The organism is Pseudomonas sp. HS6-2, assembly GCF_049325675.2.
Lineage (GTDB): Bacteria > Pseudomonadota > Gammaproteobacteria > Pseudomonadales > Pseudomonadaceae > Aquipseudomonas > Aquipseudomonas putida_N.
This window is the reverse complement of the sequence record NZ_CM143906.1, coordinates 2,559,055-2,584,104: the sequence shown is the minus strand read 5'-3', so window position 1 is coordinate 2,584,104 and position 25,050 is coordinate 2,559,055. Positions and strand designations below refer to the sequence as shown.

The following is a 25,050-nucleotide window of genomic DNA, read 5'->3' as shown; positions in this document are numbered from 1 at the left end:
AAGGCGACGAAATTGATCGTCTTTCGTCACGCAATGGGCTATTTTGCAATTTCATTTCATTATACAAAACAAACACTAGTGACCTGGACGCTCACGCGCCCCTTGCCGCCAGGAGCCATCATGAGTTTTTTTGCTGCCCCACCCACCGTCGAAACCACCGTCTTCACGCGCCTGCCCGACCGTTTCCGCGACCCGCGCCCAACGGCCTGGGCCAACGCCAATCGGCAGGGCCGGGCAATCGATTCGTTCCTTGAGGGGCCAGCGTTCGATCGCCAGGGGCGCCTGTACGTGACCGACATACCCAACGGGCGGATCTTCCGCATCTCGCCCCAGGGCGAATGGGAACTGGTCTGTCAGTACGATGGCTGGCCCAACGGCCTGAAGATTCACCAGGACGGGCGCATCTTCATTACCGACTACAAGCGCGGGATCTTGCTGCTCGACCCTCAGACCGGCGCCATCGAGGTGCTGCTGGACTCGGCCGGTTCCGAAGGTTTCAAAGGCGTCAATGACCTGGTGTTTGCGCCGAACGGTGACCTGTACTTCACCGACCAAGGCCAGACCGGCCTGCAGGACGCTACGGGGCGGGTCTACAAGCTCGACGCCAACGGCAACCTGAGCTGCCTGCTGGGCACCATTCCCAGCCCCAACGGCATCGTCTACGACCCCCACCTCAATCACCTGCTGGTGGCGGTGACGCGCGCCCAGCAGATCTGGCGCATCCCGCTGGGCAACGGCTCGATCATCGGCAAGGTTGGCGTGTTCGCCCAACTGCACGGCGGCCTGGGCGGGCCGGACGGCCTGGCACTGGATGCGCAGAGCAACCTGTACATCGCCCACACCGGCTTCGGCTCGGTGTGGAAGCTGTCGAAGGTCGCCGAGCCGCTGCAACGCATTGTCTCCTGCGCCGGTATCAGCAACACCAACCTGGCCTTTGGTGGCGACGACGGGCAAACCTTGTTCATCACCGAATCCGAGACCGGCAGCATCCTGCAGGTTCGCACCAGCGCGCCGGGGCTAACGATGTTTTCCCACAGCTGAAGCCGCGCCTGTCAGCGCACACAATAAATACAAAAGAGTGACGATATGACCCAAGAAACCCCCGCTGCCCAGGCGCCGCTCAGCGACGCCGAGGGCGAACGCCTGATGCGCCGCGTGCTGTGGCGCCTGGTGCCGTTCATCTTCATCTGCTACGTGATCAGCTACCTCGATCGCACGAACGTCGGCTTCGCCGCCATCAGCATGAACCAGGACCTGGGCCTGACCGCGACGATGTTCGGTTGGGCGGCCGGCCTGTTCTTCTTCGGCTATTTCATGTTCGAGATCCCCAGCAACCTGCTGATGCAGCGCTTCGGCGCTCGGGTGTGGATAGCGCGGATCATGATCACTTGGGGGCTGATCTCCATGGCCACGGCGTTCGCCACCGGCCCCATCAGCTTCAGCATCGCGCGCTTCCTGCTGGGGCTTGCCGAAGCGGGCTTCACACCGGGGGTGTACCTGTATTTCACCTACTGGTTCCCCGGTAAATGGCGAGCCAAAGCTACCGCAACGTTCCTGCTGGGCATCCCGGTGACCAACATCGTCGGCTCGCCGCTGTCGGGCTGGCTGATGGAACAGCACGGTGTCTGGGGCCTGAAGAACTGGCAACTGCTGCTGGTCACCGAATCGATACCTGCCGTGTTACTCGGCATCGCCTGCCTGTTCGTGCTGGTCGATAGCCCGGCCAAGGCGAAGTGGCTGAACCCACGGGAAAAGGCCTGGCTGACCCAGCGCCTGTCCCAGGAGCAGCAGGCCATAGGTGCCGCCCACGGCAACACCCTGCGCGCCGCACTGACCAATCCCAAGGTGTTCACCCTGGCGGCGATCAACTTCTGCTGCATCGTCGGCTCCATCGGCATCGGACTGTGGCTGCCGCAGATCATCAAGAGCCTGGGGATTTCCAGTGGCGTGGTCGGCCTGGTAGTGGCGCTGCCTTACCTGCTAGGCGCCTTGGCCATGACCTTATGGGCGCGCCTGGCCAACCGCAGCAGCCACCGTCTGCCCTACGTGGTCAGCGCGCTGGCGTTCGCTGCCCTGGCCCTGGTGAGCGCGGCGCTGATCGACCAGCCACTGCTGAAGATTGCCAGCCTGTGCCTGGCGGTGGCCGGCATCCTGTCGTTCCAGGCCACGTTCTGGGCGATTCCCTCGACCTTCCTCACCGGCCGCGCCGCGGCGGGCGGCCTGGCGATGATCGTCTCGATCGGCAACCTCGGCGGCTTTACCGGGCCGTTCCTGATAGGCCTGATCAAGGATGCCACGCACAGCTTCACCCTGCCGTTCTTCGCCGTAGCGTCGATCCTGCTGATCGGTACCTGGCTGATGCTCTGGCTGGGCGACCCGGCCAAGCAACAAACGCCGCAAGGCCAAGGCCAAGGTCAGGCCGCTTGAGCGATCAGGTGCGGCGACGCAGGCCGTACTGCCCGAGCAACCCCAGCACCAGCACTGCACCCGCGACCCCCAGGGTCGCCGGTGCCCCCCAGCGGGCTGCGACCAGCCCGGCGATCATCCCGCCCAAGGCCTCGAAGCCAAAGCGCATGGCGATGTAGAAAGCGATAACCCGACCACGCAGGTGGCCCGGCGCACCACTCTGCAACTGCATGTTGGTGCTGACATTGCTCAAGGTGATGCCAAAACCCAGCAACGCCAGCGCCAGCAGCGCCAACGGCAGCACGCCGGCCAGCCATAGCCCGACCAGAGCGGCCGCGCACAGCAGCGCCCCGGCATCGGTGAACTGGCGCAGGCGAGGCAATGCACCGCCGAATGCCAGCACCAGGGTCGCCACGAAGGCACCAGCCCCCGCCGCTCCCCACAACCAACCCAGTACCCGCGCATCCCCGGCAAACACCGCCTTGGCCAGGATTGGCAGCAGCGCTGCATAGCAGGAGGCAAACAGGTTGACCATGATCACGTTGACCAGCAGTTGGCGCACTTGGCGGGTCTGCCACATGTATGCCAGCCCCTCGCGAAACACCTGCGCAGTCGAACCACTGGCCTTGGGGCTGGCGTGACCGCGCACCTTCAGCAAGCCGAACAGCAATGCCAGGAAGGCTACGGCCGTCAGCGCGAAGCAGGTTGCCTCACCGGCGAACGCGATCAGTGCCCCAGCCAGTGGCGGGCCGACAAAGCGTGCGCCGTTGATCAGCATGGCATTGAGCACCAAGGCGTTGGGCAGGTCGGCCGGGTCATCGACGAAGCTGCCGATCAAGGCTTGACGCAACGGTGTTTCCAGGGCGTTGAGCAAACCCAGCAGCAAGGCCATGCCGGCGATAACCGGGCCATCGACCCAACCCAACCAGGTACAAAGCGCCAATACCGACGACTGCAAGGTCAGGATCACTTGCACGATGATCAGCAATCGACGCTTGTCATGCCGGTCGATCCAGGCGCCGGCCAGCGGGCCGATCAGCAGTTGCGGAGCCAGCGAAAGAAAGGTGATCAGCCCCAGCAGCACGGCCGAACCCGTGAGGTGATAGGCCAGCCAGGCCAACGCCACCTGCTGTACCCACTTGCCCAGGGTGGAAACACCCTGGCCGACGAAATAGATCTGGAAATTACGGTGGGCGAGCGCCCGGATGGCCGACGGCCACTGGTTACGATGTGACGACGCTGAATCGGTCAAGTCTGCGAATCCTCATTAGACCCGCGCCAGCCCAGCGCCCGCTGCGCACCCCATCGCAAGGTGCGCAGCAGGTCAAGGGGTCAACCTGGCAGCAGGCAGCCTTTCTTCTTCAAGGACTCAATGACCCAGGAGCGGTCGTTGGTGCCTTGGGCAATATGCTCCATCTGAGCAGTTTCGGCAGCATGCTTGGCCGTGGCACGGGCATAGACATCGGCAACCTGGTCGTACGGGATGCATAGCAAACCATCCTCATCGCCGATCACCAGGTCACCCGGCTCGATCACCATACCATCAATGGCAATCGGCACGTTGATCTCGCCCGGGCCGTCCTTGTAGGGGCCACGGTGCGACACACCGGCGGCGAACAACGGAAAGTCACCCGCACCAATATTGGCCGCATCCCGGATGGCGCCATTGATGACGATGCCCGCCACACCGCGCTTGACTGCATAGGCCACCATCATTTCGCCGATCAGGGCGTTGGTCAGGTCGCCGCCGGCATCGACCACGATCACATCGCCCGGCTGAGCGATGTCGAGGGCGTAGTGCAGCATGAGGTTGTCACCTGGACGCGCCTTGACGGTGAGGGCCGGACCACACAGCACGCCTTCGCGATGCATGGGCCGCAGACGGGCACCGCCTGCGGTCATGCGGTTCATCGAGTCGCTGACGTTAGCGACCGGAACCTCACGGTAGCGGCCAACCCATTCTTCGCCAATTTTTCGCGTGCGCTCAAGCACTTGGAAGCCAATGCTCATGTGACATACCTCTATTGATTTTATTCGGTGTCATCGGCGGCCGCCGAATCTGTTTTTTAGAATGGCATTGCAATAATCATTTATCAATCGGTTTTTTTGCCGATTATCTCCGGGCATACGAGCATGGAATTTATTTCCTTGCAACGTCGTTTCATTATGATAGGGTCACACCATCGCTGTCTCCGAGCTACAGCGACTGCCCTGACAATAAAAAGGTGTTCACGATGCCCCGTACCATTCTGCTTACCGGCCCCGAACTTGCCTCCGAGGCCATGAAACTTGCCGCCGACCAGGGCGTCCGGGTCGTCCCCACCACGCCCTACCTTCCGGAAGAAGAGCTGGTAGCCATCATTCGCGCGGAGCAGCCCGACGCCATCGTGGTTCGCCAAGGCAGCCTGACCCGCGGCATGATCGAGGCCAGCGCGAAGCTGAAGCTGATCGCCAAGCACGGTGTCGGCTTCAACACCATCGATATCCAGGCCGCCGCCGAGCGCGGGGTACCGGTGTCGATCGCGGTAGGTGCCAACGCACAGTCGGTGGCCGAGCATGCCTTTGCCCTGATGTTCAGCGTCGCCCGCCAGACCGCCCTGCTCGATGCGCGTATGCGTGAAGGTCACTGGGACAAGGCTTCGGCCAACGGCATCGAGCTGTCCGGCAAGACCTTGGGCCTGATTGGCCTGGGATCGATCGGCAGCGTTCTGATGGACCTGGTGGCGCCGCTACGCATGAAGGTCAAAGTGTTCGACCCTTACCTCAAGCAGCTGCCAGCGCGCGCCCATGTCGAGCGTGAAGAGGATTTTGATCGCCTGCTGGCCGAAAGCGATATCATCAGCCTGCACTGCCCGCTGACCGAGACCAATCACAGTCTGATCGGTGCTGACCAACTCGCGCGCATGCGCCCGGGCACCATCCTGATCAACACTGCCCGCGGTGAACTGATCGACACGGACGCCTTGGTACAAGCACTGAGCGAGCGCCGCCTTGCCGGTGCTGGCCTGGACACCTTCCACCCAGAGCCACCACCGGCCGACAGCCCGCTGTGGGGCTTGCCGACCCTGGTCGCCACGCCGCACGTCGGCGCCAACACCACCGAAGCCCGAGACCGTGTCGGTCTGGTCTGCGTGAGGCAGGTTCTGGATATCCTGGCGGGCAATGCCCTGGATCCTCGTTGCGTGGTCAACCGCCACCTGATTGACAGCTGATTGCAGCCCTCCCGCGCCGCTTCGTGAGAGGGGGCGCCTTTCACCACGCGTCACTCCAGAAAAAAAACAATTGGAGAGCCTCATGACTTCAGTGACATCCACGCCGGACGACCTCGAACGCAGCACCATGCGCCGTGTTGCCTGGCGCCTGCTACCTTTTCTGATCGTCTGCTACCTGATCGCGATCATCGATCGCGGCAACATCGGCATGGCTTCGCTGCAGATGAACCACGACCTGGAACTCTCGGCCAAGGTCTTCGGTTTCGCCAGCAGCCTGTTCTTCTTCTCCTACTTCCTGGTTGAAGTGCCCAGCAACCTGGCCATGCAACGGTATGGCGCGCGGATCTGGATCGCCCGCATCATGATCACCTGGGGACTGATTTCAGCTGGCACGGCGTTCGTCCAGGGCGCCAACTCGCTGTACGTGATGCGCTTCCTGCTTGGCGCTGCCGAAGCTGGTTTCTTCCCCGGCGTGCTGCTGTACCTCACCTACTGGTTGCCGTCTGCCTACCGCGCACGCATGGTGGCGCTGTTCATGGTGGCGATCCCGGCCGCCAACTTCATCGGCTCACCACTGTCCGGCCTGCTGCTGAGCCTGGATGGCTGGATGGGCATGCGCGGCTGGCACTGGCTGTTCATCCTCGAAGGCATCCCGGCAGTCCTGCTGGGCATCGCCTGCCTGTTCGTACTGACCGACCGCCCAGAACAGGCCAAGTGGCTGAGCGACGAGCAACGCGGCTGGCTCACCCAACGCCTGGCGACCGAGGCCGCCAAGAAGACCGCCATCGGCCATATTTCGCTGTGGAAGTTGCTGCGCCACAAGGACATCTGGGTACTGGCGCTGATCTACTCCGGGGCTTCCGCCGCCGGTAGCACCATGAGCGTCTGGGCACCGCAACTGCTGAAAACCTTCGGCCTCAGCGCCATGGAGATCGGCCTGGTCAATGCCATCCCGTATGGCGTCGCCTCGGTTGCGATGATCATCTGGGGGCGCAGCTCCGACCGCAGCGGCGAGCGCCGCTGGCACACCGCGATGACCATGCTGCTGATCGCCGCTGGCCTGCTGATGACGCTGTTCACCTCTTCGCTGCCAGCCACGGTGGTGATGCTGACCATGGTGCTGGTGGGTGCCTATTCGATGAAGGGCCCCTTCTGGGCACTGGTCTCCGGCTGGCTGTCCTCGTCCACCGCAGCCGCCGGGCTGGCGGCCGTCGGCGCCATGGCCAACCTGATCGGCGGGGGCCTGATGGTCAACGTCTACGGTGCCATCCACGACGCCACCAACAGCTACGCCCTGGCATTGATGCCCCTGGCGACACTGTGCACCCTGGCCGCCATGGGTGTACTGGTGATCGGTCGCAAGCGCCAGCGCGAGCAGGCTGAAGCCGCTAGCGTGGCAGGCGCGAAGTAAGCCCTGGCCGTAGCGCTGCGCTGCCCACCTTCCGCAGGGAACGTGGGCATCTGCCAAGCGCATGCTTGCCTCGCACGTTGACCGGATCGATACTCATGGCCATTCATCCATGGTTTTTATCGATACCCATGCGCTACTCCCCCGAAGCCCTCGTCGCCTTTGTCGAAGCCGCCGCCCTCGGCTCGTTCTCTGCTGCCGCACGCAAACTGCGCAAGAGCCAGTCGACCATCAGCATCGCCATCGCCAACTTCGAGGCCGACATCGGTTGCCCCCTGTTCGACCGCGCCGGTCGTCACCCGACGCTCAATGCCGCCGGCCATCATGTGCTGAACCACGTCGAGGCGATCCTCGATGCCAGCGCCAAACTGGATGCCTTGGCCGTGCGCCTGGCTGACCAGGTTGAACCGCTGGTGTCAGTGGTGATGTCAGACAGCTACAGCGTGACCTTCCAGGGCGCGGCGATGGGCCGCTTCGCCGAACACTACCCGCACACCGAGCTGCGCTGCGGCCCGTCCGAAGATGCCGACGTGATCGACTTGGTGCAGCAAGGCCTGGCGCACATCGGCATCCTCGCCGCGCAGGACCGTTACCCTGCAGATGTCAGCGTGGCGCGGCTGCCCGAGCAGGCGGAGTTCTGCCTCTATGTCAGCAGCGAACACCCGCTGGCGAAGCTGCCGGCGTTGCAACCGCAGCACCTGGAAAACGAACGCCAGCTATATATCAAGACCTACGCCCCGAGCCTGCCCCATGGCCACGGCCAGGCCTGGTCGGCACCGGACTACCTGACCTTGCTGGAGTTCGCCGTGCGCGGCTTCGGCTGGGCCGAACTGCCCAAGGCGCTGGTGGCGCGCTTCGGCAGTGGCCTGGTGGAGTTGCCCATGGCCGGTTACCCGCGGCGGGTGGCCATGGATGTGGCCTGGTCGCGCCAGCGGGCGCTGGGGCCCGCCGGGCAGTGGCTGGTGGGGCAGCTGCTGGGGCGCTAGGCGAACTCGCCCTGCCCCGCCCGCACTTCGCGCCGGGCCTGCCAGCGCTCGAACCACAGGTAGACGGTCGGGGTCGAGTACAGGGTCAGCACCAGCGACACCAGCAACCCGCCGACGATGGCGATGCCCAGCGGCTGGCGCAATTCGGCGCCGGCACCGTGGCCGAAGGCCAGGGGCACCGCGCCCAGCAGCGCCGCCAGCGAGGTCATCAGGATCGGCCGCAGGCGCAGCAGGCACGCGGCCCGTACCGCCTCGACCGCCGTCAGCCCGCGACGGCGTGCATCGAGGGTGAAGTCGACGATCATGATCGCGTTCTTCTTGACGATGCCGATCAGCAGGATGATGCCGATCATCGCCAGGATCGACAGGTCCAGGCCGCTGAGCCACAGCGCCACCAACGCGCCGAAACCTGCCGACGGCAAGGTGGAGATGATGGTCAGCGGGTGAATGGCGTTTTCGTACAGCAGCGCCAGGATCACATACACCGTCAGGATCGCCGCCAGGATCAGCCACGGTTGCGACTTCATGGCGTCCTGGAACGCCTGGGCCGAGCCCTGGAACGAGCCCTGCACGGTGTCGGGCATGCCGAGCTTGGCCGACACCTGCTGCACTGCTGTCACCGCATCACTGAGCGCCATGCCGGGCGCCAGGTCGAATGACAGCGTGATGGCGGGGAACACGCCCTGGTGGTTGATCAGCACCGGCACCAGCTCGCGCTCGACCCGGGCCAGCATGTTCAGCGGCACCAGGTCGCCGCTGGCGGCGCGTACGTACAGGTGCTCAAGGGTCGACAACGATTCCTGCCAGTATGGGTCGAGTTCGAGGATCACGTGGTTCTGGTCGAGCTGGGTGAACATCGTCGCCACCTGGCGCTGACCAAAGGCGTCGTACAGCGTATTGTCGATGGCTTGCACATCCACGCCCAGCCGCGCCGCGGCAGCGCGGTCGATCACCAGCGTGGCCTGGGCGATGCCCTGCTGCTGGTCCGAGCTGACATGCTGCAATTGCGGCAGTTTCTTCAGCTCACCCAGCAGCTTGTCGGCCCACTGGTCGAGCTCGTTCGAGTTGGCATCCTGCAAGGTGTACTGGTACTGGGTCTTGCTGACCTTGCCGCCAAACTGGATGTCTTGGTTCGGCTGCATGAACAGGCGGATGCCCGGCACCTGCGCCAATGGCGCCTGCAGGCGGTTGATTACCTGCCGGGCCGAGTCGCTGCGTGACTCGAACGGCTTGAGTCCGATCACCATGCGTGCCTGGCTGATGGTCGGGTTGGGGCCGACCCAGTAATAGACTTTGTCCACCGCCGGGTCCTGGCCGACGATGGCAGCCAGCTGGCCGACCTGCTCGCGCATGCTGGCCGGTGAACTGTCCGGCGCCGCTTCAGCGATGGCGGTAATCAGGCCGGTGTCCTGTTCGGGGAAGAAGCCCTTGGGGATGCTGGTAAACAGCAGGCCGGTGGCCAGGACCGTGGCCAGCATCGCCGCCAAAGCGAGGCGCTGATGGCCGAGCACCCAGTCGAGGGAGGTTTCGTAACCGCGCTGGATCGCCTCGAAGCAAGCCTCGCTGACCCGGGCAAAGCGGCCCCGCGGGGCGTGCCCGGCATGCGGCTTGAGCAGCCAGGCACAGAGCATGGGCGTCACGGCCAGGGAAATCACGCAGGACACCGCCACGGCCACGCTGACGGTAACCGCGAACTCGCGCATCAAACGCCCGACCATGCCGCTCATGAGCAAAACCGGCAGGAACACCGCAATCAACGACACGGTCATCGAGACGATGGTCATCGCCACTTCTGCCAGCCCGTCCAGCGCCGCCTGCAGGCGTGACTTGCCCATTTCCAGGTGGCGGACGATGTTCTCCATCATCACGATCGCGTCGTCCACCACAAAGCCCACCGCGATTGCCAGGCCCATGATCGACAGGTTATCCAGGCTGTAGCCGAGCAGGTACATCACGGCGAATGTCGCGGCCAGCGACAGCGGGATGGTCATGGCAGGGATCAGCGTGGCGACCGCGCTGCGCAGGAACAGGAAGATCACCAGTACCACCAGGGCGATGGTCAGCAGCAGGGTGAACTGCACGTCGTTCACCGAGGCCTGGATGGTCTGGGTGCGGTCGCCGGCGATGTGCACCTGGACGTCGGCGGGCAGCTGGGCCAGCAAGCCTGGCAGGCGGGCCTGGACGTTCTCGATGGTGCTGATCACGTTGTAGCCGGGCTGCTTGTGCAGGTCGGCGATGACCGTCGGCTGGCCCTCGAGCACAGCGGATTGCTGGGTGTCTTCGGCCGCCTGCACCACCTCGCCCAGGTCGCCAAGGCGAATGGGCATGCCGCTACGGTAGGCGACCACCTGGTCGTGGTACTGCTGCACATTGAGCATCTGGTCGGTGGCACCGAGGCTGATCGACTGCGACGGGCCATCGAGGCTGCCCTTGGGCTGATCGATGGTGCTGACGCCGATGATCGAGCGCACGTCTTCCAGGGTCAGGCCCCGGGCGGCCAGCCGGTCCGGGTCGATGCGCACGCGCACGGCAGGCTTCTGCTCGCCATGGAAGTCGATCATCCCGACCCCGGGCACCTGCGACAACTGCTGGGCGATGTAGTTGTCCACGTAGCGGTCGAGCTCGGGCATCGTGCGTACCGGCGAGGTCACGGCAATCGACAGCACGGTGGCTTCGGACGGGTTGACCTTGTTCAGTCGCGGTGGCGTGGTCATGGTCGTCGGTAGGCTGGCCGATGCCGTGTTGATGGCCGCCTGCACATCCTGGGCGGCGCCATCGATGTCGCGGTCGAGGTCGAACTGCAGGACGATCTGGGTCTTGCCGGCGGCGTTGCTCGAAGACATGGAGGTCACCTGCGGCACCGTGGCGAACGCCCTTTCCAGCGGCGTCGCGACCGAGCTGGCCATGGTTTCGGCGTTGGCCCCCGACAGCACGGCGGTAACCTGGATAGTGGGGAAATCGACGGTGGGCAAGGCCGCCACCGGCAAGCGAAAATACGCGGCAGTGCCCAGCAGCAGGACCGCCAGCGCCAGCACACTCAGGCCCACCCGACGGCCGACCAGCCCAAGCAAGAATTTCATCGTTGAGCCTCCGTCGCAGCCACATCCTGCCTCGCGTCCATCACCTTGACCCCAGGCGCCACGCGGGACTGGCCATTGGCAATGACCTTCTCGCCCACCTTCAGGCCGTCACGGATCCACTGCTCGCCGGCCACCACCAGCGGTGCGGCATCGACCTTGCGCACCTGCACCTGCTGTTGGCCATCGACCACGTACACGTAGTTACCCTCGCGCCCCATCTGCACGGCGCTGGCCGGCACTGCGGTAACGTTCTGCCGGGTATCGACCAGCACCCGTGCACTGACCAGCTGGCCGGGCCAAAGCTGCTGGGCGGCATTGTCGAACTGCGCCTTGAGCTGCACCTGGCCACTGGCCGCCGCCACCTGGCTGTCGATGAAGGTCAGCTTGCCGCGGGCGATTTCCCGCTGGCCATCGGCACTCATTGCCACCACCTGCAGCGGCGCCCGCGCCTGCTGCTGGAGGATACCGGGCAGCTCATCCTGGGACACCGCAAACGACACCGAAATCGGGTCCATCTGCGTCAGCGTGACCAAACCGGTGGCCTCGCTGCCATGGATGATCGAGCCGACATCCAGCTGCCGCTGGCCAGTGCGCCCGGCGAACGGCGCGCGCACCTCGGTGAACGACAGTTGCAGCCGGGCATTGTCCACGGCGGCCTGATCGGCTTGCAGGCTGGCCTGCTGCGCGGCCAGTTGCGCCTTGTAGGTATCGACATCCTGGGTTGGGCCGGCCTTGGCCAGGGCCAGTTTGCTGGCGCGGTCGAGGCTGACCTTGAGGTTGCCGATCTGCGCCTGGTCACGGACGACCAGCGCCTGTGCCTGGGCGAACTGCGCCTTGTAGGCGCGCGAGTCGATGGTCGCCAGCACGGCATTGGCCTCGACCATCTGGCCTTCGTCGAAGCGGATGCCGGTCAGTTCGCCGTCGGCGCGCACGCGGATATTGACCTTGTTGAGGGGTTGCACATTGCCGATGGACGCCAGCCAGACCGGCATGTCCTGCCCGGTCACCTGGGCGATCTGCACTGGGATGGGCGCTGCCTGCACAGCCTTGGCCGGGGCCGCGCCGTCGTAGCGCATGTAGCCGAAGGTCAACAAGCCGATGCCGGCGATGGCCAGGCCCAAACGGCGCGGGTGAGTTGTGAACATCATCGTGTTGTCTCCGTTTGCAGAGGCGCCGCTGGGGCGTGGCTTGCCAGCTGTTTCGTCACTGAAGGGTCGAAGTCGCCACCGAGCGCCCGGAACAGCCCGACCGCCGCCTGCAGCTGCTGCAGGTCGATCTGCAGCAAGGCATCCTCGGCCTGGTACTGGGTGCGCTCGGCGATCAGCAGGGTCTGGAAGTCGGTGGCGCCCAGGCGGTAGCGCACCTGCGCCAGGCGCGAGGCTTCGCGCGCCGACGCCACGGCCGCGGTATTGAGCGAATAGCTTTTGGCCGACTGCTGGGAGGCGCTGATTTGGGTCTGCACGTCCTGCAGGGCTTCGATCCACAGTTCGCGGTAAGTGGCGAGCAGCTCCTGCGCGTGGGCCTTGGTCACGGTCAGCTGGCCGTTGAGCAGGCCGCCGGTGAACAGCGGCTGGCTGACGGTACCCACGGCGCTCCAGATGCTGCCGCCACCGAGGGTGTCGAGGCCGCCCAGCAAGTTCAGCGAGACGTTGGGCAGGAATGCTGCCCGGGCAGCGCCGATATCGAAGTTGACTGACTTCAGGCGCGCTTCGGCCGCCTGGATATCCGGCCGCTGGGCCAGCAGGTCGACTGGCAGGCCAAGGGCTGGGGCCGGCACTTTGCTGGCAGCCTCGTGCGCCGGCGCCAAGGAGAACCCTTGAGGGGTCGTGCCCACCAGCACGGCAAGCTGGTAGAGCGCCTGGTCACGTTGCTCCTGCAACGCCGGCAGGCTGCCCTGGTAGGTCTCTAGCACGTTGCGTTGCTGGGCGACTTCGAGGTCGGAGGCGGCACCGAGATTAGCCTGGACTTGCACCAGATCCAACAGCTGCTGAGCATCGGCGACAATCCTCTGGGCCAATGCGATGCGCCGATCCAGCGAACGCACCTGGAAATAGCTGTCAGTAATGCTGGCGGCCAGGGTCATGTGCACGGTCTGCGCATCGAAGGCGCTGGCACTGACCAGCTCGTCCGCAGAGTCCGCAATCGCCTGCTGCTTGCCCCAGAAGTCGACCTCGTAGGTCGCGCCGATGGAAATGCTGCGTTTGGCGGTGGTCGAGTAGTTATTCTGCCGCTGGTAGTTGCCATCCAGGGTGACTTGGGGGTACTGCCCTGCCCCGGCAACGGCGGCGCTGCCACGTGCCTGCTCGACCCGCGCGACGGCGGCGGCCAGGGTGTAATTGCCACGCAGGCCACGATCGACCAGCGCGTTCAGCGCGTCATCGTGGAACTCGCGCCACCATTCACCGCCCCGCGCCGCAGCGCCTGGTTGATCCGCGGCCCGCCAGCTTGATGCGCTCGGCACATCCGGCGTGTGATAAGCGGGCACGAACGAGCAGCCCGCCAGTGACAGCAAGGCACAACAGCCGAGGCCGCGCATGAATGAAAAGAACGGGCGGTTGGCCCGCAAGGGAAAAGCCATGACAAAGCGTCTCCATCAACCCCTGAGTGGACAGGTGTCCAGCGTTGGGCACGACGATACGCAGGCTTGCCTGGCAGGCCATTCGCCTGAAAATAAACTAAATGTTAGGTAGTGTCAGGGTTGCGGTTCGAGCAGATACCCCGCCCCGGGGATAGTCCTGATCAGCGACTGCTCGAACCCTTCGTCGAGCTTTCGGCGCAGCCGGTAGATGTGTTTGTCGATGACGTTGTCTTTCGGGTCGAAGTGATAGTCCCAGGCGCTTTCGAGCAGCATGTCGCGGGTCACCAGCTGGCCGCTGTGGCGCATCAGCTTGGCCAGCAGCAGGGTTTCGCGGTATTGCAGCTGGATCAGCCTGCCGCCACGGCTGGCCTGGCGGGTGCGGCAATCAAGCTGCAGGCCGGGCACGTTGAGCAACTCGCCGGTAGCACTGGCAAGGCCGGCACTGCGCAGAAGCGCATTCAGGCGCGCCAGCACTTCGACAAAGGCATAGGGTTTTACCAGGTAGTCGTCGCAGCCGGCGCGCAGGCCCTCGACGCGGTGTTCGGTGCTGGCCAGGGCGCTGCACATCAGCACCGGTATCGTGATGCCTTCGCTGCGCAGGCTGCGCACCAGCTCCAGGCCATCCAGCAGAGGCAGCTTGCGGTCGACGATGGCCGCGTCGTAGAGACCTTCCAGGGCCATGTCCAGGCCTTCTGCCCCGTCTTCGGCAATGTCCGCGACATGGCCGGCCTCGGCCAGCCCACGCTGCAGGTAGGCGGCAGCCACCGCGTCATCCTCCACCAGCAGTATTCGCATTGGCGCGCTCCCTGAACCCGATAAACTTTAGTTTAATTAGCGGCGACCTGGCTGTTCACCGCAAAGCGCAACACTATGCCCGTGAGGTTGTGAAACCTCCGTGATACAGCGCAACCGCCCAAAGCGAGGCATTCATGACGCACGTACTGGTCGTCGAAGACGACATGGCGACTGTCCGGGAAATCGAGGCAGCCCTGCAAGACCACGGTTTCGAGGTGACCCTGGCCCACGATGGCCGCGAGGGTATCCTCAAGGCCATCAGCAGCCCGTTCGACCTTATCGTCCTCGACCGCATGCTGCCGCAGGTCGATGGCCTGGGCGTGCTGACCTCCATCCGCGCGGCGGGCAACAGCACGCCGGTGCTGGTGCTCAGTGCCCTCGGCACGCTCGATGAGCGCGTGCGCGGCTTGCAGGCTGGCGGCGACGACTATCTGACCAAGCCGTTCGAGTTCATCGAACTGACCGCGCGGCTCGACGCGCTGATCCGCCGCGGTCAGGCGCCACGCCCGGTCCAGCAGAGCCATGAGCTGAAAGTGGGCGACCTGGTCATCGACCAGGTACGGCGCACGGTCCAGCGGGGCGAGCGCAAGATCAACCTGCTACCCAGGGAGTATGCGCTGCTGCACTACCTGGCCGAACATGCCGACCAGGTGGTGACCCGCACCATGCTGTTCGAGGCGGTCTGGGACTATGCCTATGATGAGCGTACCAACGTCATCGAAGTGCACATCGGCCGGCTGCGTAAAAAACTGGAAGCCGAAGGCGATTCGGCGCTGCTGCACACCATCCGGGGGGCGGGCTATGTCCTCCGTGCGTCTTAGCGAAATCCCGCGCACCAGTGGCTTTCGCACCGGCCTGCTGTTCCTGGTGCTGTTCGGTGCCTCGTTCCTCGGCCTGTTCGGCTACACCTACTGGAAGACGGCCATCTACCTCAAGCAGGAAGTCGACGCCAACCTGCATCGCCAGATCGACAGCCGTAGCGCGCAATCGCCCGAAGTACGCCTGCAAGAGATGACCCGGCATGCCGAACAGGACCGTGAAGGCCGCGTGCCGCACACGCTGTTCGCCCCCAACGGCACGGTACTGGCCGGTGCGCTGCAGGCAATGCCGGATGCGCCGGCCTTCGACAAGCCCGACGAATTTCGCTGGGACAAGCCCACCGGTGGCCATCGCCCCATCCGTTTCATCAAGCACGTGCTGAGCGACGGCAACGTCCTGGTGGTCGCCCAGGATGTCTACGACATCCACGAATTCGACGAGCTGCTGGTGCAGGCGCTGGCGTCCGGTGGCGCCTTGCTGTTGCTGGTCGGGCTGTTCGGCGCGGTGTGGCTGGGCAACGCCACGCGCCTGCGCCTGAACTCGCTGAGTGCGGCCATCAGGCGCATTGTCGAAGGCGACCTGAGCCGGCGCCTGCCGATCAAGGGCAGCCTGGACGACATCGACCGGATCGCCACCGTGGTTAATGGCATGCTCGATGAACTCGAGCGCCTGATGAGTGAAGTGAAAGGCGTGTGCGACGATATCGCCCACGACCTGCGAACCCCGCTGACGCGCCTGATCGCCGGCCTGGAGCGGGCCCAGCGGCGCGGTTTGAGCGAGCAGGAATATGCGCAGATGATCGACTCGGCACTGGGCGACGCCAAAGGCCTGCTGTCGACCTTCCGCGCCTTGCTGCGGATTTCGGAAATCGAAGACAGCGTACGCCGCAGCCACTTCGCGTCGGTGGACCTCAATCGCATCGCCGAAGATGCAGTAGAATTCTTCGAGCCGCTGGCGGAGGAGCGCGGCATCAGCCTGCGCCTGGCCACCGGCAAGGGGACCGCAATGATCTCAGGCGATCCGCAGCTGTTGTTCGATGCGACCTGCAACCTGTTGGACAACGCCATTAAATTCTCGCCCGATCATTCTGTCATTACCGTCGAGGTCGTGAAAGCCAATCGGGGGGTGACGCTGACGGTGGCCGACCAAGGGCCGGGCATTCCGGAAGCAGAACGCGAAGCGGTGTTCCGCCGGCTTTACCGCTCCGAGAGCAGCCGCCATACGGTGGGCAACGGGCTGGGTTTGAGCATGGTTGCTGCGGTGGCGCGCCTGCACGAGCTGTCGCTGGAGGTCAGCGATGCCAAGCCTGGCTGCCTCATCACCATCAAGGGCCGCGAACTGGACCACTGAACCTGCCAGGGGCTTGCACCCCTGACGGTTCCGCCCGGCATCAACCTTGATCCTGGGCGGGATCGACCTTGAGCTGTGCTTGCTGCCCGGCCTGTATGTGGTCGGCGGCGCGGGCCTTGACCACCTGGCGCAGATGCTCGATCGAGCGTTGGCGGGCGGCATCCATGTGCGCGGCCACGTTGTCACCGCCGCCTTCGGCGAACGCCGTCAGCGAAGCGGTCAAGAGCGTGGCCGTTACCAAACCGGTGATGAGTGTTTTCACGTGCAATACCTGTTGAGGTTGGATCAAGGGGGGTTGTTTTCCAGCCCGGCCAGATTACGACGCCTTACCTCGCAGCCTCTTCGTCACTTCCTGAACTTTCTGACAGGTATCCGCAAGTGCAATCCTTCACAGCGAGGTTCCGGGTATCGCTCCAGGTCAGCCGATGCCGTGATGAGCCGGCGCGCGCTATGGCACCCGTTTGGGCTACCACCCGAGCACATTCCGCGCCACCGTGCAGAACCTCTTCGACACTGCCTACTGGTCAGGTGTCGCGTCTTACGGGCGTTATCGCAAAGTGCACCACGCTAGCTGCTGCTCTCTGCAACCGTGGATTTCTGATTCACTCTGGCCGTGCTCCAGGGCTCAATCGTCAGCAACCCGCCAACGCAAGCAAACGCGCCAGCCGGTCTGCCCGGCCTCGTCCGCGTAACCTGCCGTGACCTCGCCGCCAGTGCGTTGAACGATAGCCCGCACGATCGAAAGCCCAAGGCCGGCGCCCTCCCCGCGTTTCTCGTTGCCACGGTAGAAGGGATCGAATATGCGCTCCCACTCCTCAGGGGGAATTCCAGGGCCATCATCACGCACGGTCAGCACGGTCCATTCAGCGCTCTGCTCCGCTTGCAGGTCTACATGCCCACCCTCTGGCGCGTGACGAATGGCGTTTTCAACCAGGTTCTTGATCACGGTCCGCAGTTCGACTTCCTGCATCGGCAGTTGCGCATCGTCACCTTCCAGGCCGATGTCGAGCTCCTTCTGCTCTGCTAAGGGCATCAAGTCCTCCAGCACCAGGCGACAGGTTTCATGCAGCGACACCGAGCCTGGCGACGGATCGGCCAGTTGCGCGCTGGCCAATGCCAACAACTGCTCGACCAGCTTGCGACTCCTGCCGATGCCGCGCCGCAGCTTGGCCACTTGCAGCTGAGCACGCTCCGACATGGCTTCCTGTTCGAGCCCCTCCGCCTGCAGAGACAGCGCGGTAAGCGGTGTACGCAGCTCATGGGCCGCATCGGCGACAAAGCGCTTCTGGCCTTCAAGGGTCCGCGATACGCGCCCGAGCAGCCGGTTGATCGCCTGGACGAACGGGCGAATCTCGGTGGCCAGCAAGTGCTCATCGATCGGGCGCAAGTCCTGGTCGTCGCGGGTGTCGAGCATGGCCGCCAAGGTCGAGACCGGCCTGAACAGCTCACGGATCAGGTTGGCCACCACCAGCAACAGGATGGGGAAAAGGATTGCAAAGGGCAGCAGCGCACGCCAGGCGCTGTTGCGCGCGTCGCGATTGCGGCTGTCGATCTCCTGCGCCACGGCAAAGCGTCTGCCTGCCGCGTCAGTCCTGACCAGCACGCGAAAAGGCTCATTGCCCACCACCACCGTCGACAGGCCTTCCGCCACCGAGCCTGGTATGGGCAATGGCAGCTGGCTGTCATCGGCATGGCTGACCGCTTGGCCGTCAGCCAGGTACTGGATGACGATACGGGTCTCTTCATCGTCCGCAGGTGCCGCGTGCGCGCTGTCCGGGTAGCGGAACGCCAGGCCTTGGCGCATGTATAACGCGGCCACCTGGTGCAGGCTGTTGTCTTGCAGGTCGAGCGCTTCATCGTAGGCGGTGAGGTAGCTGAACGTCCCGCTCATGGCCGCCACCAGCAGGATCGCGACCGACAGCGCCACTGACAGGCGCAGTTGCAGCGACTGTTTCAGGCGTCCTTTGAGACCATCCATCCCAGCCCCCTGATATTGCGGATCACGTCCTTGCCCAGCTTGCGGCGCAGCGCATGGATGATGAACTCCACGGCGTTGCTTTCGACCTCGTTGCCCCAGCCGTAGATCCGGTCTTCCAGTTCATTGCGCGAGAGGATCGCGCCGGGGCGCACCAGCAAGGCCTGGAGCAAGGCAAACTCGCGGTTGGAAAGCTGCACGGGCTGCTGATCCAGAATACGTGCGCATTTGCTGACCGGGTCCAGGCTCAGCGTCCCATTGCCCAGTTCAGGCGCTGCGCGCCCGCCCTTGCGGCGCATGACGGCGCGCATCCGGGCCAGCAGTTCAGCCATCTCGAAAGGCTTTTGCAGAAAGTCGTCCGCCCCGCCATCCAGCCCGCACACCCGGTCATCCAGCCCCGAGCGTGCGGTGATGATCAGCAGCGGCACCGGGTTGTCGGCTGCACGCAGCGCCTGCAGCAACTGCAGGCCGTCCTGCCCGGGCAAACCCAGGTCGAGCAGTACCTGGTCGTAATGTTGCGTACGCAAGGCGGCCTCGGCCAACAGGCCATTGTCGACCCAGTCCACGGCGTACCCCGCCGCACCCAGGGCGTCCTGCAGCGCCTGGGCGATCATGCCGTCATCCTCGACCAGTAATACCCGCATGGGCTTCCCCGCTGTGAACCTGTGGCGCCAACGATAGCGCGACCGGCCGGTGGCCGACAGGCAATCTTCAACCCTGGCCCTGCAATGTGTCGAACGCTTTGAGCAGATTGCTCATTGCGGCCTTGCACTCGCCCTGCTGTGGCTGGCTGGACCGCAGCGCATCCAGGGCGTGGTCGATCGCCTTGTCCAGCACGTGCCAGTCACTGGCGGCACGCGGCTTGATGCCGGCCTCGGCGTCGTCCCAGGTCTTTTCCAGGTCCCTGATACGTGCCTTGGCGCCCGGCAGGTCCTGGGCATCCACCTTGGCGGCGACATCCACGGCAATGGTGCGGAATGCGCTGAGGTCACCCAGTTTGGTCGGGGCATGGATGCCTGCGGCCTGGGCCGGCTCATCCGGTTTGGAACAGCCTTGGGTGACCAGCAGTGCGCCTGCGACACAGGCAACGGCCAGCGTTTTGAGCAAAGTGTTGGAGATCATGGGTGCGGCCTCGCTATCAAGGGGTAATTCGTTTGGATTGGCTGGCGGCGAACTGGGCCGCACAGACCAGGATGAAAATGACGCAAAGGAAGATCGCGCTGGTCCAGGTGGCACCCATGCCGAGGCCACCGTACTCATGGGATTGGGTCAGCAAGTCCCCCAGGGAAGCCCCCAGCGGGCGTGTCAGGATGTAGGCCACCCAGAACACCAGTACCGTGCTGGCGCCCAGGACCCAGGCGAGCAGGCAGACCCCGATCAGCGCGGCGAAGATGACGCTGCCTATACCGAAGCCCAGCCCCAGCGCCTCGGTTGCCAGATCACCCCCCGCAGTGCCCAGGGCGAAGGTGCACAGCACAGTGGCCCAGTAGAAGCCTTCACGCCGGGCGCTGACGATCTCGCGAATGGACAGGTTGCGTTCGACCGCGTACCAGATGCCGAAGTTGGCCACCAGCAGCACCGAGAAGAACGCCGTGCTGGCGTACAGGCTGATGTCCAGCTCATCGGTGAGGATGTCGGTGATCTGCGTGCCCAGGATGCTCACCAGCACCACGCACAGCCAGTAGATCCAGGGCTCGCAGTTGCGCTTGCGCATTTGCAGGGTCAAGGCGCCAGCCAGAAGCACGGCCATTACCGCACTGGTGATGGCTAGCCCCCAGCCGACATCGACTGCGAGAAAGTCGGCGAAGGTCTCGCCGACCGTGGTGGACATAATCTTGATGATCCAGAAGGACAGTGTCACTTCCGGTACCTTATTGAGCCAACCGCTGCTGGCAGTGTTCATCGGGTGTACCTCCTACAGTCCCTTCAGGGTGTGTGCAGCGGAGGTTACGGATGAAAACTTAGGTGAGCCTGAGGGTCCTGCGAGCAGGCTTGGAAAGTCTAGAAATCCACCTTGCCCCGGCCCGCCTTGACCGTGCTGCGCCTGGCTTTGCCTTCGAGGCGGCGGGTCTTCGAGCCGAGGGTCGGCTTGGTGGGGCGGCGCTTCTTCTCGGTCTTGCCGGCCGTGATGATCAACTCGGCAAGGCGCGCCAGTGCGTCAGCGCGGTTCTGCTCCTGGGTTCGATACTGCTGGGCCTTGATGATCAACACGCCGTCGGCGGTGATGCGACTGTCCCGCAGCGCCAGCAGCCGCTCCTTGTAGAACGCGGGCAGCGACGAAGCGGGAATGTCGAAGCGCAGGTGCACGGCGCTGGACACCTTGTTGACATTCTGCCCACCGGCGCCCTGCGCGCGGATGTAGCTCAGTTCGATTTCGGCATCGGGCAGATGCACGTTATTGGAGATGGTCAGCATGGCGTGGCCCTTGTGATTCCCCTCCATTATCACAGGCTTTGCCGCTCGTGTATTTCACCAATGCGTGCTTGATTGCCGCTCGCGCAAACTGTCAGGCAAAGCGTTCGACCTGCGCTGGCGTGCGGCGCATCAACACCTTGCCGTTGCGCACCGACACCAGCGCATGGCCCTGGCTGCGGACCATCTCGTAGTCATCCGGCGCCGACAGCAGCAGCAGGTTGGCCGGCCGGCCGACCTCGATGCCATATCGCTCGCCAAGGTTGAGGGTGCGGGCACTGTTATCGGTGATCAGGTCCAGGCTGCGTTGCAGGTCTTCGTAGCCGAGCATGTGGCAGATGTGCAGCCCGGCTTCGAGAATGCGCAGGATATTGCCATTGCCCAGCGGGTACCACGGGTCGACGATGGAGTCCTGGCCGAAGCACACGTTCATCCCGGCGCGGTCGATTTCGGCCACGCGGGTCAGCCCGCGGCGCTTGGGGTAGCTGTCGAAGCGACCCTGCAGGTGGATGCTTTCGGTGGGGCACGAGACGAAGTTGATGCCCGACATCTTCAGCAGGCGGAACAGCTTGGAGCAGTAGGCATTGTCGTACGAGCCCATGGCCGTGGTATGGCTGGCGGTCACCCGTGCGCCCATGCCGCGCACCCGTGCCTCTTCGGCCAGCACTTCGAGAAAGCGCGACTGCGGGTCGTCGGTTTCATCGCAATGCACGTCCACCAGGCAGCCGGTACGTTCGGCCAGGTCCATCAGGAACTTGATCGACGACACGCCCTGGTCGCGGGTGTTCTCGAAATGCGGAATGCCGCCGACCACGTCGGCGCCCATGGCCACCGCCTCGGTCATCAACGCCCGGCCATTGGCGTACGACTCGATGCCCTCCTGGGGGAAGGCGACGATCTGCAGGTCGATCAGATGGCGCACTTCCTCGCGCACCTCGACCATGGCCTTGAGCGCGATGAGCTTGGGGTCGGTGACGTCGACATGGGTGCGCACGTGCTGGATGCCATGATCCACCAGCATGCCGATGGTTTTCTTGGCGCGGGTCTTGATGTCGTCGTGGGTGGTGATTGCCTTGCGTTCGGCCCAGCGCTCGATGCCTTCGAACAAGGTGCCGCTCATGTTCCACTTCGGCTCACCGGCAGTGAGGGTGGCGTCGAGGTGGATGTGCGGCTCGACGAAGGGCGCCACCACCAGGTTCTGCTGGGCGTCCAGGTCTTCCGGGCTGGCCGGCGCGGCCAGGTCGGCCTGTGGCGCGATGGCGGCGATGCGCTCGCCGTCCAGTTCGATGCGGAACAGACCGTTCTTGCCACGCAGGCGGGCGTTGATGATGTTCATGGCGTTACTCCTTACCGTGGTCTTCGTTCATGCGCCACACAAGCATGGCGACAGAAGCGTTCATGCGAAACAGCGGGTCGTCGAGGGACTGCCCGCTCAGTTGTTCGATGCGTTGAATGCGCTGGTTGATGGTGTTGCGGTGCAGGCCCAGGCGCTGGGCTGCCTTGAGGCCGTTGCCGTTTTCCTTGAGCAGGGCGTCGAGGGTATGCACCAGTACATGCGGCTGCTTGCGCCCAGGGGTGATCAGCGGGCCCAGGGTCTGGGCGACAAAGTCATCGATCAGCGAACGGTCGACGATGCCTTGCAGCAGGCGCAGCACACCCAGCTCGCTGAAATCGCAGAAGCCGTTGGCCGGGTGCAGGTGCTGCGCCACCTCCAGGGCCTGTCGCGCCTCGCTGAGCGCCTGGCGGTAGTGTGCGCAATCGGCAGCCAGGCTCGACAGGCCCATGTACAGCGCCAGCTCGCCCACCACCGCGCTCAGTTGTCGGTGCAGTGTGGCCAAGCACATCGGCAAGTCGGCGGCATCCACCAGCAGCAGCACCTGCAGGTCGCCTGGCAGTTGCGCGGTGACCGTCCCCGGTCGTTCGCGACACCAGGATTCGAGCCGGTCTTCCAGGGCCTGGCGGGTAGCCTGCCAGAGGCGCTCGCCCTCGGCCAGGCCATGGCGCTCGAACAACGGCTCAACGTGCAGCAAACGCAGCGCCACCACGCGACGCGGCTCATCCAGTGCCAGTTCAAGGTGCGCCGCACGCTGGCGGACAATGGCCAGGCTCGGGTAATCGCCGCTGAGCAACTGGCCGAGGATGTCGTTACGCGACCGGCGCACCTGGCTCATCTGCACCAGGGCCGTGCCGATCAGGTGAGTAACGATCACCATCTTCAGGGCATAGGGCTGCTCGATCAATGGCAGGCCCAATTGTTCGGCACGGGCGATCACTGCCGGCGGGATGGTCTGGATGAAGGTGCCGCCCGTGAGGATCACCATCCCGGCAATGCCCACCGCCTCGCCGTCCTCGACCAGGCTCAGCAGGTTGGCCTCGCCACGCGGGTGGTTGATGCCGGTGACGAACACCAGTTCGCCGCCCATTACCCACTCGGCGATGCCTTCGTTCTCCGCCACGTAAGGCCAGCGCACCCGCCGCTGCAGGTTGCGTGCACCGGCGCGCACGGTCATCTCCTGCAGGCCCGGCAAGTGCAGGATCTCGTCCAGCGCCAGGCTCACGGCTCGACGCCCGCCTGGCCCAGCGCCCGGCGCCGGCCGCTGATTTCAAGCAGGACGATGTAGCACAGGGCCGAGGCGCCAATACCCACCAGTGGCGCGACCCACGGCGAGGCATAGGCCAGCACCGCACCCAGCGCATAGGCCCCAAGGCCCAGGAGGTTGTAGCGCGGCAGCTGCACCGAGGCCAGCGCCGGGTACTTGCCGCGGTGGCGATACCAGAAGTCGGCCATGATCACCCCGCCCACAGGCGGAATGATCGAGCCCAACAGCACCAGAAACGGGATCAGCATTTCATACATGCCGCCGATCGCCAGCACGATACCCACGGCTGCCGCGACCAGCGTGGCGGTGCGTCGGCGCTCGCTGCGCAGCAAGTGGCAGGCAGCTGCCGAGACGTTGTAGATGGTCGGCCCCTGAATGGTCCAGAGGTTCAGGCAGAGCATCACCACCGCCGCGAACGACAGGCCTTGCAGCATCATCACTTCGACGATGTCGGCCTGCTGGTAGACCATCGCGCACCATGCCCCGGCGACGACCATCAGGCCGTTGCCGAGCAAAAAGGCAACGATGCTGGCCACTACCGCCACCCGCCCGCTGCGCGACAGCCGGGTCCAGTTGGTGGCCTGGGTGGCCCCGCTGGCGAAGGTGCCGAAAACCATGGTCACCGCTGCCGAGAAGGTCATGGTTTCGTGGGGTACCACTGCCGCAAGGCCGGCAAAGCCCCCGGCATCGGCGGTGGCGATGTACATCGACACCAGCAGCAGCGCGAACATCAGCGGCACCGACACCCGCGACAGCAAGTCCAGGCCCTTGAAGCCGATGATCGCGGTGATGCTGAAGCCCAGGCCGAAAAGCACCATCAGCGGTACGGTGAACCCGCCCGCCAAGCCCAGCAACTTGACTAACACGATCGCCACGGTCGCGGTGCCCCAGGCGTACCAGCCCAGCTCGGCGAAGCCCAGGATAAAGTCGGAAAGCCGGCTGCCCGCCTCGCCGAAACAAAAGCGCCCCATCAGTACGGTGTTCAAGCCACTGCGCGAGGCGATGAAGGCCAGGGCCGCAGCGTACAACGCCAGCAGCGTGTTGCCGATGGCGGCGACCCACAGCATGTCGACGAAGTTGAAGGCCATGCCCAGCTTGCCGCCAGCGAACATGGTGCCGGTGAAGAAGGTAAAGCTGAACAGCACCATGGCAATGGGCAGCAGCCCCTTGCGCGACGATGGCGGGGCTTCGCATAGCGGAAATTCGGTAGGTGAGCTCATGGCACGGTGCTCCGGGTTGTCGTTGCGACTAGGGGGAGCAATATGCGAGCCGCTTTTGCTAACCGCGAAAAACGGAAAATTTGCGGGCAACCGGCACAACCATCCCTGTTCGCTCTGCACACTTTTTATCGACTTGAAGAATGCAATCTGTGCGTCAAGACCTGTTTTGAGGCGCACGCGCACCAAAGCGGAACAGCACTGGGTAGTTT

The 25,050-nt window shown here is 64.4% G+C and carries 22 protein-coding genes; 7 read left to right on the top strand and 15 right to left on the bottom strand.

Annotated elements, in window-relative coordinates; all coding sequences use genetic code 11:
- Window positions 1–120: 120 nt before the first annotated feature.
- Both ACOKS3_RS12140 and ACOKS3_RS12135 read left to right on the top strand, forming a co-directional pair.
- A complete protein-coding gene (locus ACOKS3_RS12140) occupies window positions 121–1,041 on the top strand; it encodes an SMP-30/gluconolactonase/LRE family protein (RefSeq protein ID WP_422763081.1) in 921 nt (306 codons plus the stop codon).
- A 45-nt stretch (window positions 1,042–1,086) separates the two neighbouring features.
- Entirely contained in the window at window positions 1,087–2,427 is a 1,341-nt protein-coding gene (locus tag ACOKS3_RS12135) for an MFS transporter (protein WP_422763080.1), read from the top strand.
- A 4-nt stretch (window positions 2,428–2,431) separates the two neighbouring features.
- On the opposite strand, the gene ACOKS3_RS12130 is transcribed toward ACOKS3_RS12135, so the two are convergent.
- Both ACOKS3_RS12130 and ACOKS3_RS12125 read right to left on the bottom strand, forming a co-directional pair.
- Window positions 2,432–3,658, bottom strand: coding sequence for an MFS transporter (locus ACOKS3_RS12130; protein WP_374755299.1), 1,227 nt, complete (start codon window positions 3,656–3,658; stop codon window positions 2,432–2,434).
- Between the two features lie 80 nt (window positions 3,659–3,738).
- Window positions 3,739–4,416 carry an RraA family protein gene (locus tag ACOKS3_RS12125; protein ID WP_422763079.1) on the bottom strand — a complete coding sequence of 226 codons (678 nt, stop codon included), beginning with the start codon at window positions 4,414–4,416 and terminating at the stop codon, window positions 3,739–3,741.
- 224 nt (window positions 4,417–4,640) lie between these two features.
- Between ACOKS3_RS12125 and ACOKS3_RS12120 the strand changes: the two genes are divergently transcribed.
- The 3 genes from ACOKS3_RS12120 to ACOKS3_RS12110 all read left to right on the top strand — a co-directional run bounded on the left by ACOKS3_RS12120 (window position 4,641) and on the right by ACOKS3_RS12110 (window position 8,012).
- The gene (locus ACOKS3_RS12120; RefSeq protein WP_103446943.1) at window positions 4,641–5,618 is read left to right on the top strand and encodes a hydroxyacid dehydrogenase; all 978 of its coding nucleotides are present in this window, start codon (window positions 4,641–4,643) and stop codon (window positions 5,616–5,618) included.
- A gap of 82 nt (window positions 5,619–5,700) precedes the next feature.
- Window positions 5,701–7,029: an MFS transporter gene (locus ACOKS3_RS12115; protein WP_422763078.1), complete on the top strand. Its 1,329-nt coding sequence runs from the start codon at window positions 5,701–5,703 to the stop codon at window positions 7,027–7,029.
- A gap of 128 nt (window positions 7,030–7,157) precedes the next feature.
- Window positions 7,158–8,012, top strand: a complete 855-nt coding sequence (locus ACOKS3_RS12110) for a LysR family transcriptional regulator (RefSeq protein ID WP_422763077.1) — start codon at window positions 7,158–7,160, stop codon at window positions 8,010–8,012.
- Here ACOKS3_RS12110 and ACOKS3_RS12105 read toward each other — a convergent pair.
- The 4 genes from ACOKS3_RS12105 to ACOKS3_RS12090 all read right to left on the bottom strand — a co-directional run bounded on the left by ACOKS3_RS12105 (window position 8,009) and on the right by ACOKS3_RS12090 (window position 14,465).
- Complete coding sequence (locus ACOKS3_RS12105) at window positions 8,009–11,092, bottom strand: efflux RND transporter permease subunit (RefSeq protein WP_422763076.1); 3,084 nt, start codon at window positions 11,090–11,092, stop codon at window positions 8,009–8,011. The two genes, ACOKS3_RS12110 and ACOKS3_RS12105, sit on opposite strands and share 4 nt — an antisense overlap.
- Window positions 11,089–12,240, bottom strand: a complete 1,152-nt coding sequence (locus ACOKS3_RS12100) for an efflux RND transporter periplasmic adaptor subunit (protein ID WP_422763075.1) — start codon at window positions 12,238–12,240, stop codon at window positions 11,089–11,091. The genes ACOKS3_RS12105 and ACOKS3_RS12100 overlap by 4 nt, the downstream gene beginning before the upstream one ends.
- Window positions 12,237–13,670 (bottom strand): efflux transporter outer membrane subunit, encoded by a 1,434-nt coding sequence (locus ACOKS3_RS12095; protein ID WP_422763074.1) that lies wholly within the window; start codon window positions 13,668–13,670, stop codon window positions 12,237–12,239. The genes ACOKS3_RS12100 and ACOKS3_RS12095 overlap by 4 nt, the downstream gene beginning before the upstream one ends.
- Window positions 13,671–13,784: 114 nt before the next feature.
- A complete protein-coding gene (locus ACOKS3_RS12090) occupies window positions 13,785–14,465 on the bottom strand; it encodes a response regulator transcription factor (protein WP_422763073.1) in 681 nt (226 codons plus the stop codon).
- A 134-nt stretch (window positions 14,466–14,599) separates the two neighbouring features.
- Between ACOKS3_RS12090 and ACOKS3_RS12085 the strand changes: the two genes are divergently transcribed.
- Window positions 14,600–15,286: a response regulator transcription factor gene (locus ACOKS3_RS12085; RefSeq protein ID WP_422763072.1), complete on the top strand. Its 687-nt coding sequence runs from the start codon at window positions 14,600–14,602 to the stop codon at window positions 15,284–15,286.
- Window positions 15,267–16,634: a sensor histidine kinase gene (locus ACOKS3_RS12080; protein ID WP_422763071.1), complete on the top strand. Its 1,368-nt coding sequence runs from the start codon at window positions 15,267–15,269 to the stop codon at window positions 16,632–16,634. Before ACOKS3_RS12085 ends, ACOKS3_RS12080 begins: the two co-directional genes overlap by 20 nt.
- Window positions 16,635–16,674: 40 nt before the next feature.
- Here ACOKS3_RS12080 and ACOKS3_RS12075 read toward each other — a convergent pair whose 3' ends face one another.
- The 9 genes from ACOKS3_RS12075 to codB all read right to left on the bottom strand — a co-directional run bounded on the left by ACOKS3_RS12075 (window position 16,675) and on the right by codB (window position 24,841).
- A complete protein-coding gene (locus ACOKS3_RS12075) occupies window positions 16,675–16,896 on the bottom strand; it encodes a co-regulatory protein PtrA N-terminal domain-containing protein (RefSeq protein ID WP_422763070.1) in 222 nt (73 codons plus the stop codon).
- A 363-nt stretch (window positions 16,897–17,259) separates the two neighbouring features.
- A complete protein-coding gene (locus ACOKS3_RS12070; protein WP_422763069.1) occupies window positions 17,260–18,612 on the bottom strand; it encodes a sensor histidine kinase in 1,353 nt (450 codons plus the stop codon).
- The gene (locus ACOKS3_RS12065; RefSeq protein WP_422763068.1) at window positions 18,588–19,253 is read right to left on the bottom strand and encodes a response regulator; all 666 of its coding nucleotides are present in this window, start codon (window positions 19,251–19,253) and stop codon (window positions 18,588–18,590) included. The genes ACOKS3_RS12070 and ACOKS3_RS12065 overlap by 25 nt, the downstream gene beginning before the upstream one ends.
- 67 nt (window positions 19,254–19,320) lie before the next feature.
- Window positions 19,321–19,731: a hypothetical protein gene (locus tag ACOKS3_RS12060; RefSeq protein ID WP_422763067.1), complete on the bottom strand. Its 411-nt coding sequence runs from the start codon at window positions 19,729–19,731 to the stop codon at window positions 19,321–19,323.
- A 16-nt stretch (window positions 19,732–19,747) separates the two neighbouring features.
- The gene (locus ACOKS3_RS12055) at window positions 19,748–20,512 is read right to left on the bottom strand and encodes a COG4705 family protein (protein ID WP_422763066.1); all 765 of its coding nucleotides are present in this window, start codon (window positions 20,510–20,512) and stop codon (window positions 19,748–19,750) included.
- 98 nt (window positions 20,513–20,610) lie between these two features.
- Window positions 20,611–21,024 carry an alternative ribosome rescue aminoacyl-tRNA hydrolase ArfB gene (arfB, locus tag ACOKS3_RS12050; RefSeq protein ID WP_422763065.1) on the bottom strand — a complete coding sequence of 138 codons (414 nt, stop codon included), beginning with the start codon at window positions 21,022–21,024 and terminating at the stop codon, window positions 20,611–20,613.
- A gap of 91 nt (window positions 21,025–21,115) precedes the next feature.
- A complete protein-coding gene (codA, locus tag ACOKS3_RS12045; RefSeq protein WP_103446939.1) occupies window positions 21,116–22,357 on the bottom strand; it encodes a cytosine deaminase in 1,242 nt (413 codons plus the stop codon).
- 4 nt (window positions 22,358–22,361) lie between these two features.
- The gene (locus tag ACOKS3_RS12040) at window positions 22,362–23,579 is read right to left on the bottom strand and encodes a PucR family transcriptional regulator (RefSeq protein ID WP_103446938.1); all 1,218 of its coding nucleotides are present in this window, start codon (window positions 23,577–23,579) and stop codon (window positions 22,362–22,364) included.
- Window positions 23,576–24,841, bottom strand: coding sequence for a cytosine permease (gene codB, locus ACOKS3_RS12035; protein ID WP_103446937.1), 1,266 nt, complete (start codon window positions 24,839–24,841; stop codon window positions 23,576–23,578). The genes ACOKS3_RS12040 and codB overlap by 4 nt, the downstream gene beginning before the upstream one ends.
- Window positions 24,842–25,050: the final 209 nt, after the last annotated feature.

What these genes read in the sequence shown, in the direction of transcription:
- ACOKS3_RS12125 (WP_422763079.1), bottom strand. Translation starts at nt 4,416, where the DNA reads ATGAGCATTGGCTTCCAAGTGCTTGAGCGCACGCGAAAAATTGGCGAA.
- ACOKS3_RS12100 (WP_422763075.1), bottom strand. Translation starts at nt 12,240, where the DNA reads ATGATGTTCACAACTCACCCGCGCCGTTTGGGCCTGGCCATCGCCGGC.
- ACOKS3_RS12110 (WP_422763077.1), top strand. Translation starts at nt 7,158, where the DNA reads ATGCGCTACTCCCCCGAAGCCCTCGTCGCCTTTGTCGAAGCCGCCGCC.
- codB (WP_103446937.1), bottom strand. Translation starts at nt 24,841, where the DNA reads ATGAGCTCACCTACCGAATTTCCGCTATGCGAAGCCCCGCCATCGTCG.
- ACOKS3_RS12090 (WP_422763073.1), bottom strand. Translation starts at nt 14,465, where the DNA reads ATGCGAATACTGCTGGTGGAGGATGACGCGGTGGCTGCCGCCTACCTG.
- ACOKS3_RS12065 (WP_422763068.1), bottom strand. Translation starts at nt 19,253, where the DNA reads ATGCGGGTATTACTGGTCGAGGATGACGGCATGATCGCCCAGGCGCTG.
- ACOKS3_RS12095 (WP_422763074.1), bottom strand. Translation starts at nt 13,670, where the DNA reads ATGGCTTTTCCCTTGCGGGCCAACCGCCCGTTCTTTTCATTCATGCGC.
- arfB (WP_422763065.1), bottom strand. Translation starts at nt 21,024, where the DNA reads ATGCTGACCATCTCCAATAACGTGCATCTGCCCGATGCCGAAATCGAA.
- ACOKS3_RS12080 (WP_422763071.1), top strand. Translation starts at nt 15,267, where the DNA reads ATGTCCTCCGTGCGTCTTAGCGAAATCCCGCGCACCAGTGGCTTTCGC.
- ACOKS3_RS12115 (WP_422763078.1), top strand. Translation starts at nt 5,701, where the DNA reads ATGACTTCAGTGACATCCACGCCGGACGACCTCGAACGCAGCACCATG.
- ACOKS3_RS12070 (WP_422763069.1), bottom strand. Translation starts at nt 18,612, where the DNA reads ATGGATGGTCTCAAAGGACGCCTGAAACAGTCGCTGCAACTGCGCCTG.
- ACOKS3_RS12135 (WP_422763080.1), top strand. Translation starts at nt 1,087, where the DNA reads ATGACCCAAGAAACCCCCGCTGCCCAGGCGCCGCTCAGCGACGCCGAG.
- ACOKS3_RS12120 (WP_103446943.1), top strand. Translation starts at nt 4,641, where the DNA reads ATGCCCCGTACCATTCTGCTTACCGGCCCCGAACTTGCCTCCGAGGCC.
- ACOKS3_RS12140 (WP_422763081.1), top strand. Translation starts at nt 121, where the DNA reads ATGAGTTTTTTTGCTGCCCCACCCACCGTCGAAACCACCGTCTTCACG.
- codA (WP_103446939.1), bottom strand. Translation starts at nt 22,357, where the DNA reads ATGAACATCATCAACGCCCGCCTGCGTGGCAAGAACGGTCTGTTCCGC.
- ACOKS3_RS12105 (WP_422763076.1), bottom strand. Translation starts at nt 11,092, where the DNA reads ATGAAATTCTTGCTTGGGCTGGTCGGCCGTCGGGTGGGCCTGAGTGTG.
- ACOKS3_RS12055 (WP_422763066.1), bottom strand. Translation starts at nt 20,512, where the DNA reads ATGAACACTGCCAGCAGCGGTTGGCTCAATAAGGTACCGGAAGTGACA.
- ACOKS3_RS12085 (WP_422763072.1), top strand. Translation starts at nt 14,600, where the DNA reads ATGACGCACGTACTGGTCGTCGAAGACGACATGGCGACTGTCCGGGAA.
- ACOKS3_RS12060 (WP_422763067.1), bottom strand. Translation starts at nt 19,731, where the DNA reads ATGATCTCCAACACTTTGCTCAAAACGCTGGCCGTTGCCTGTGTCGCA.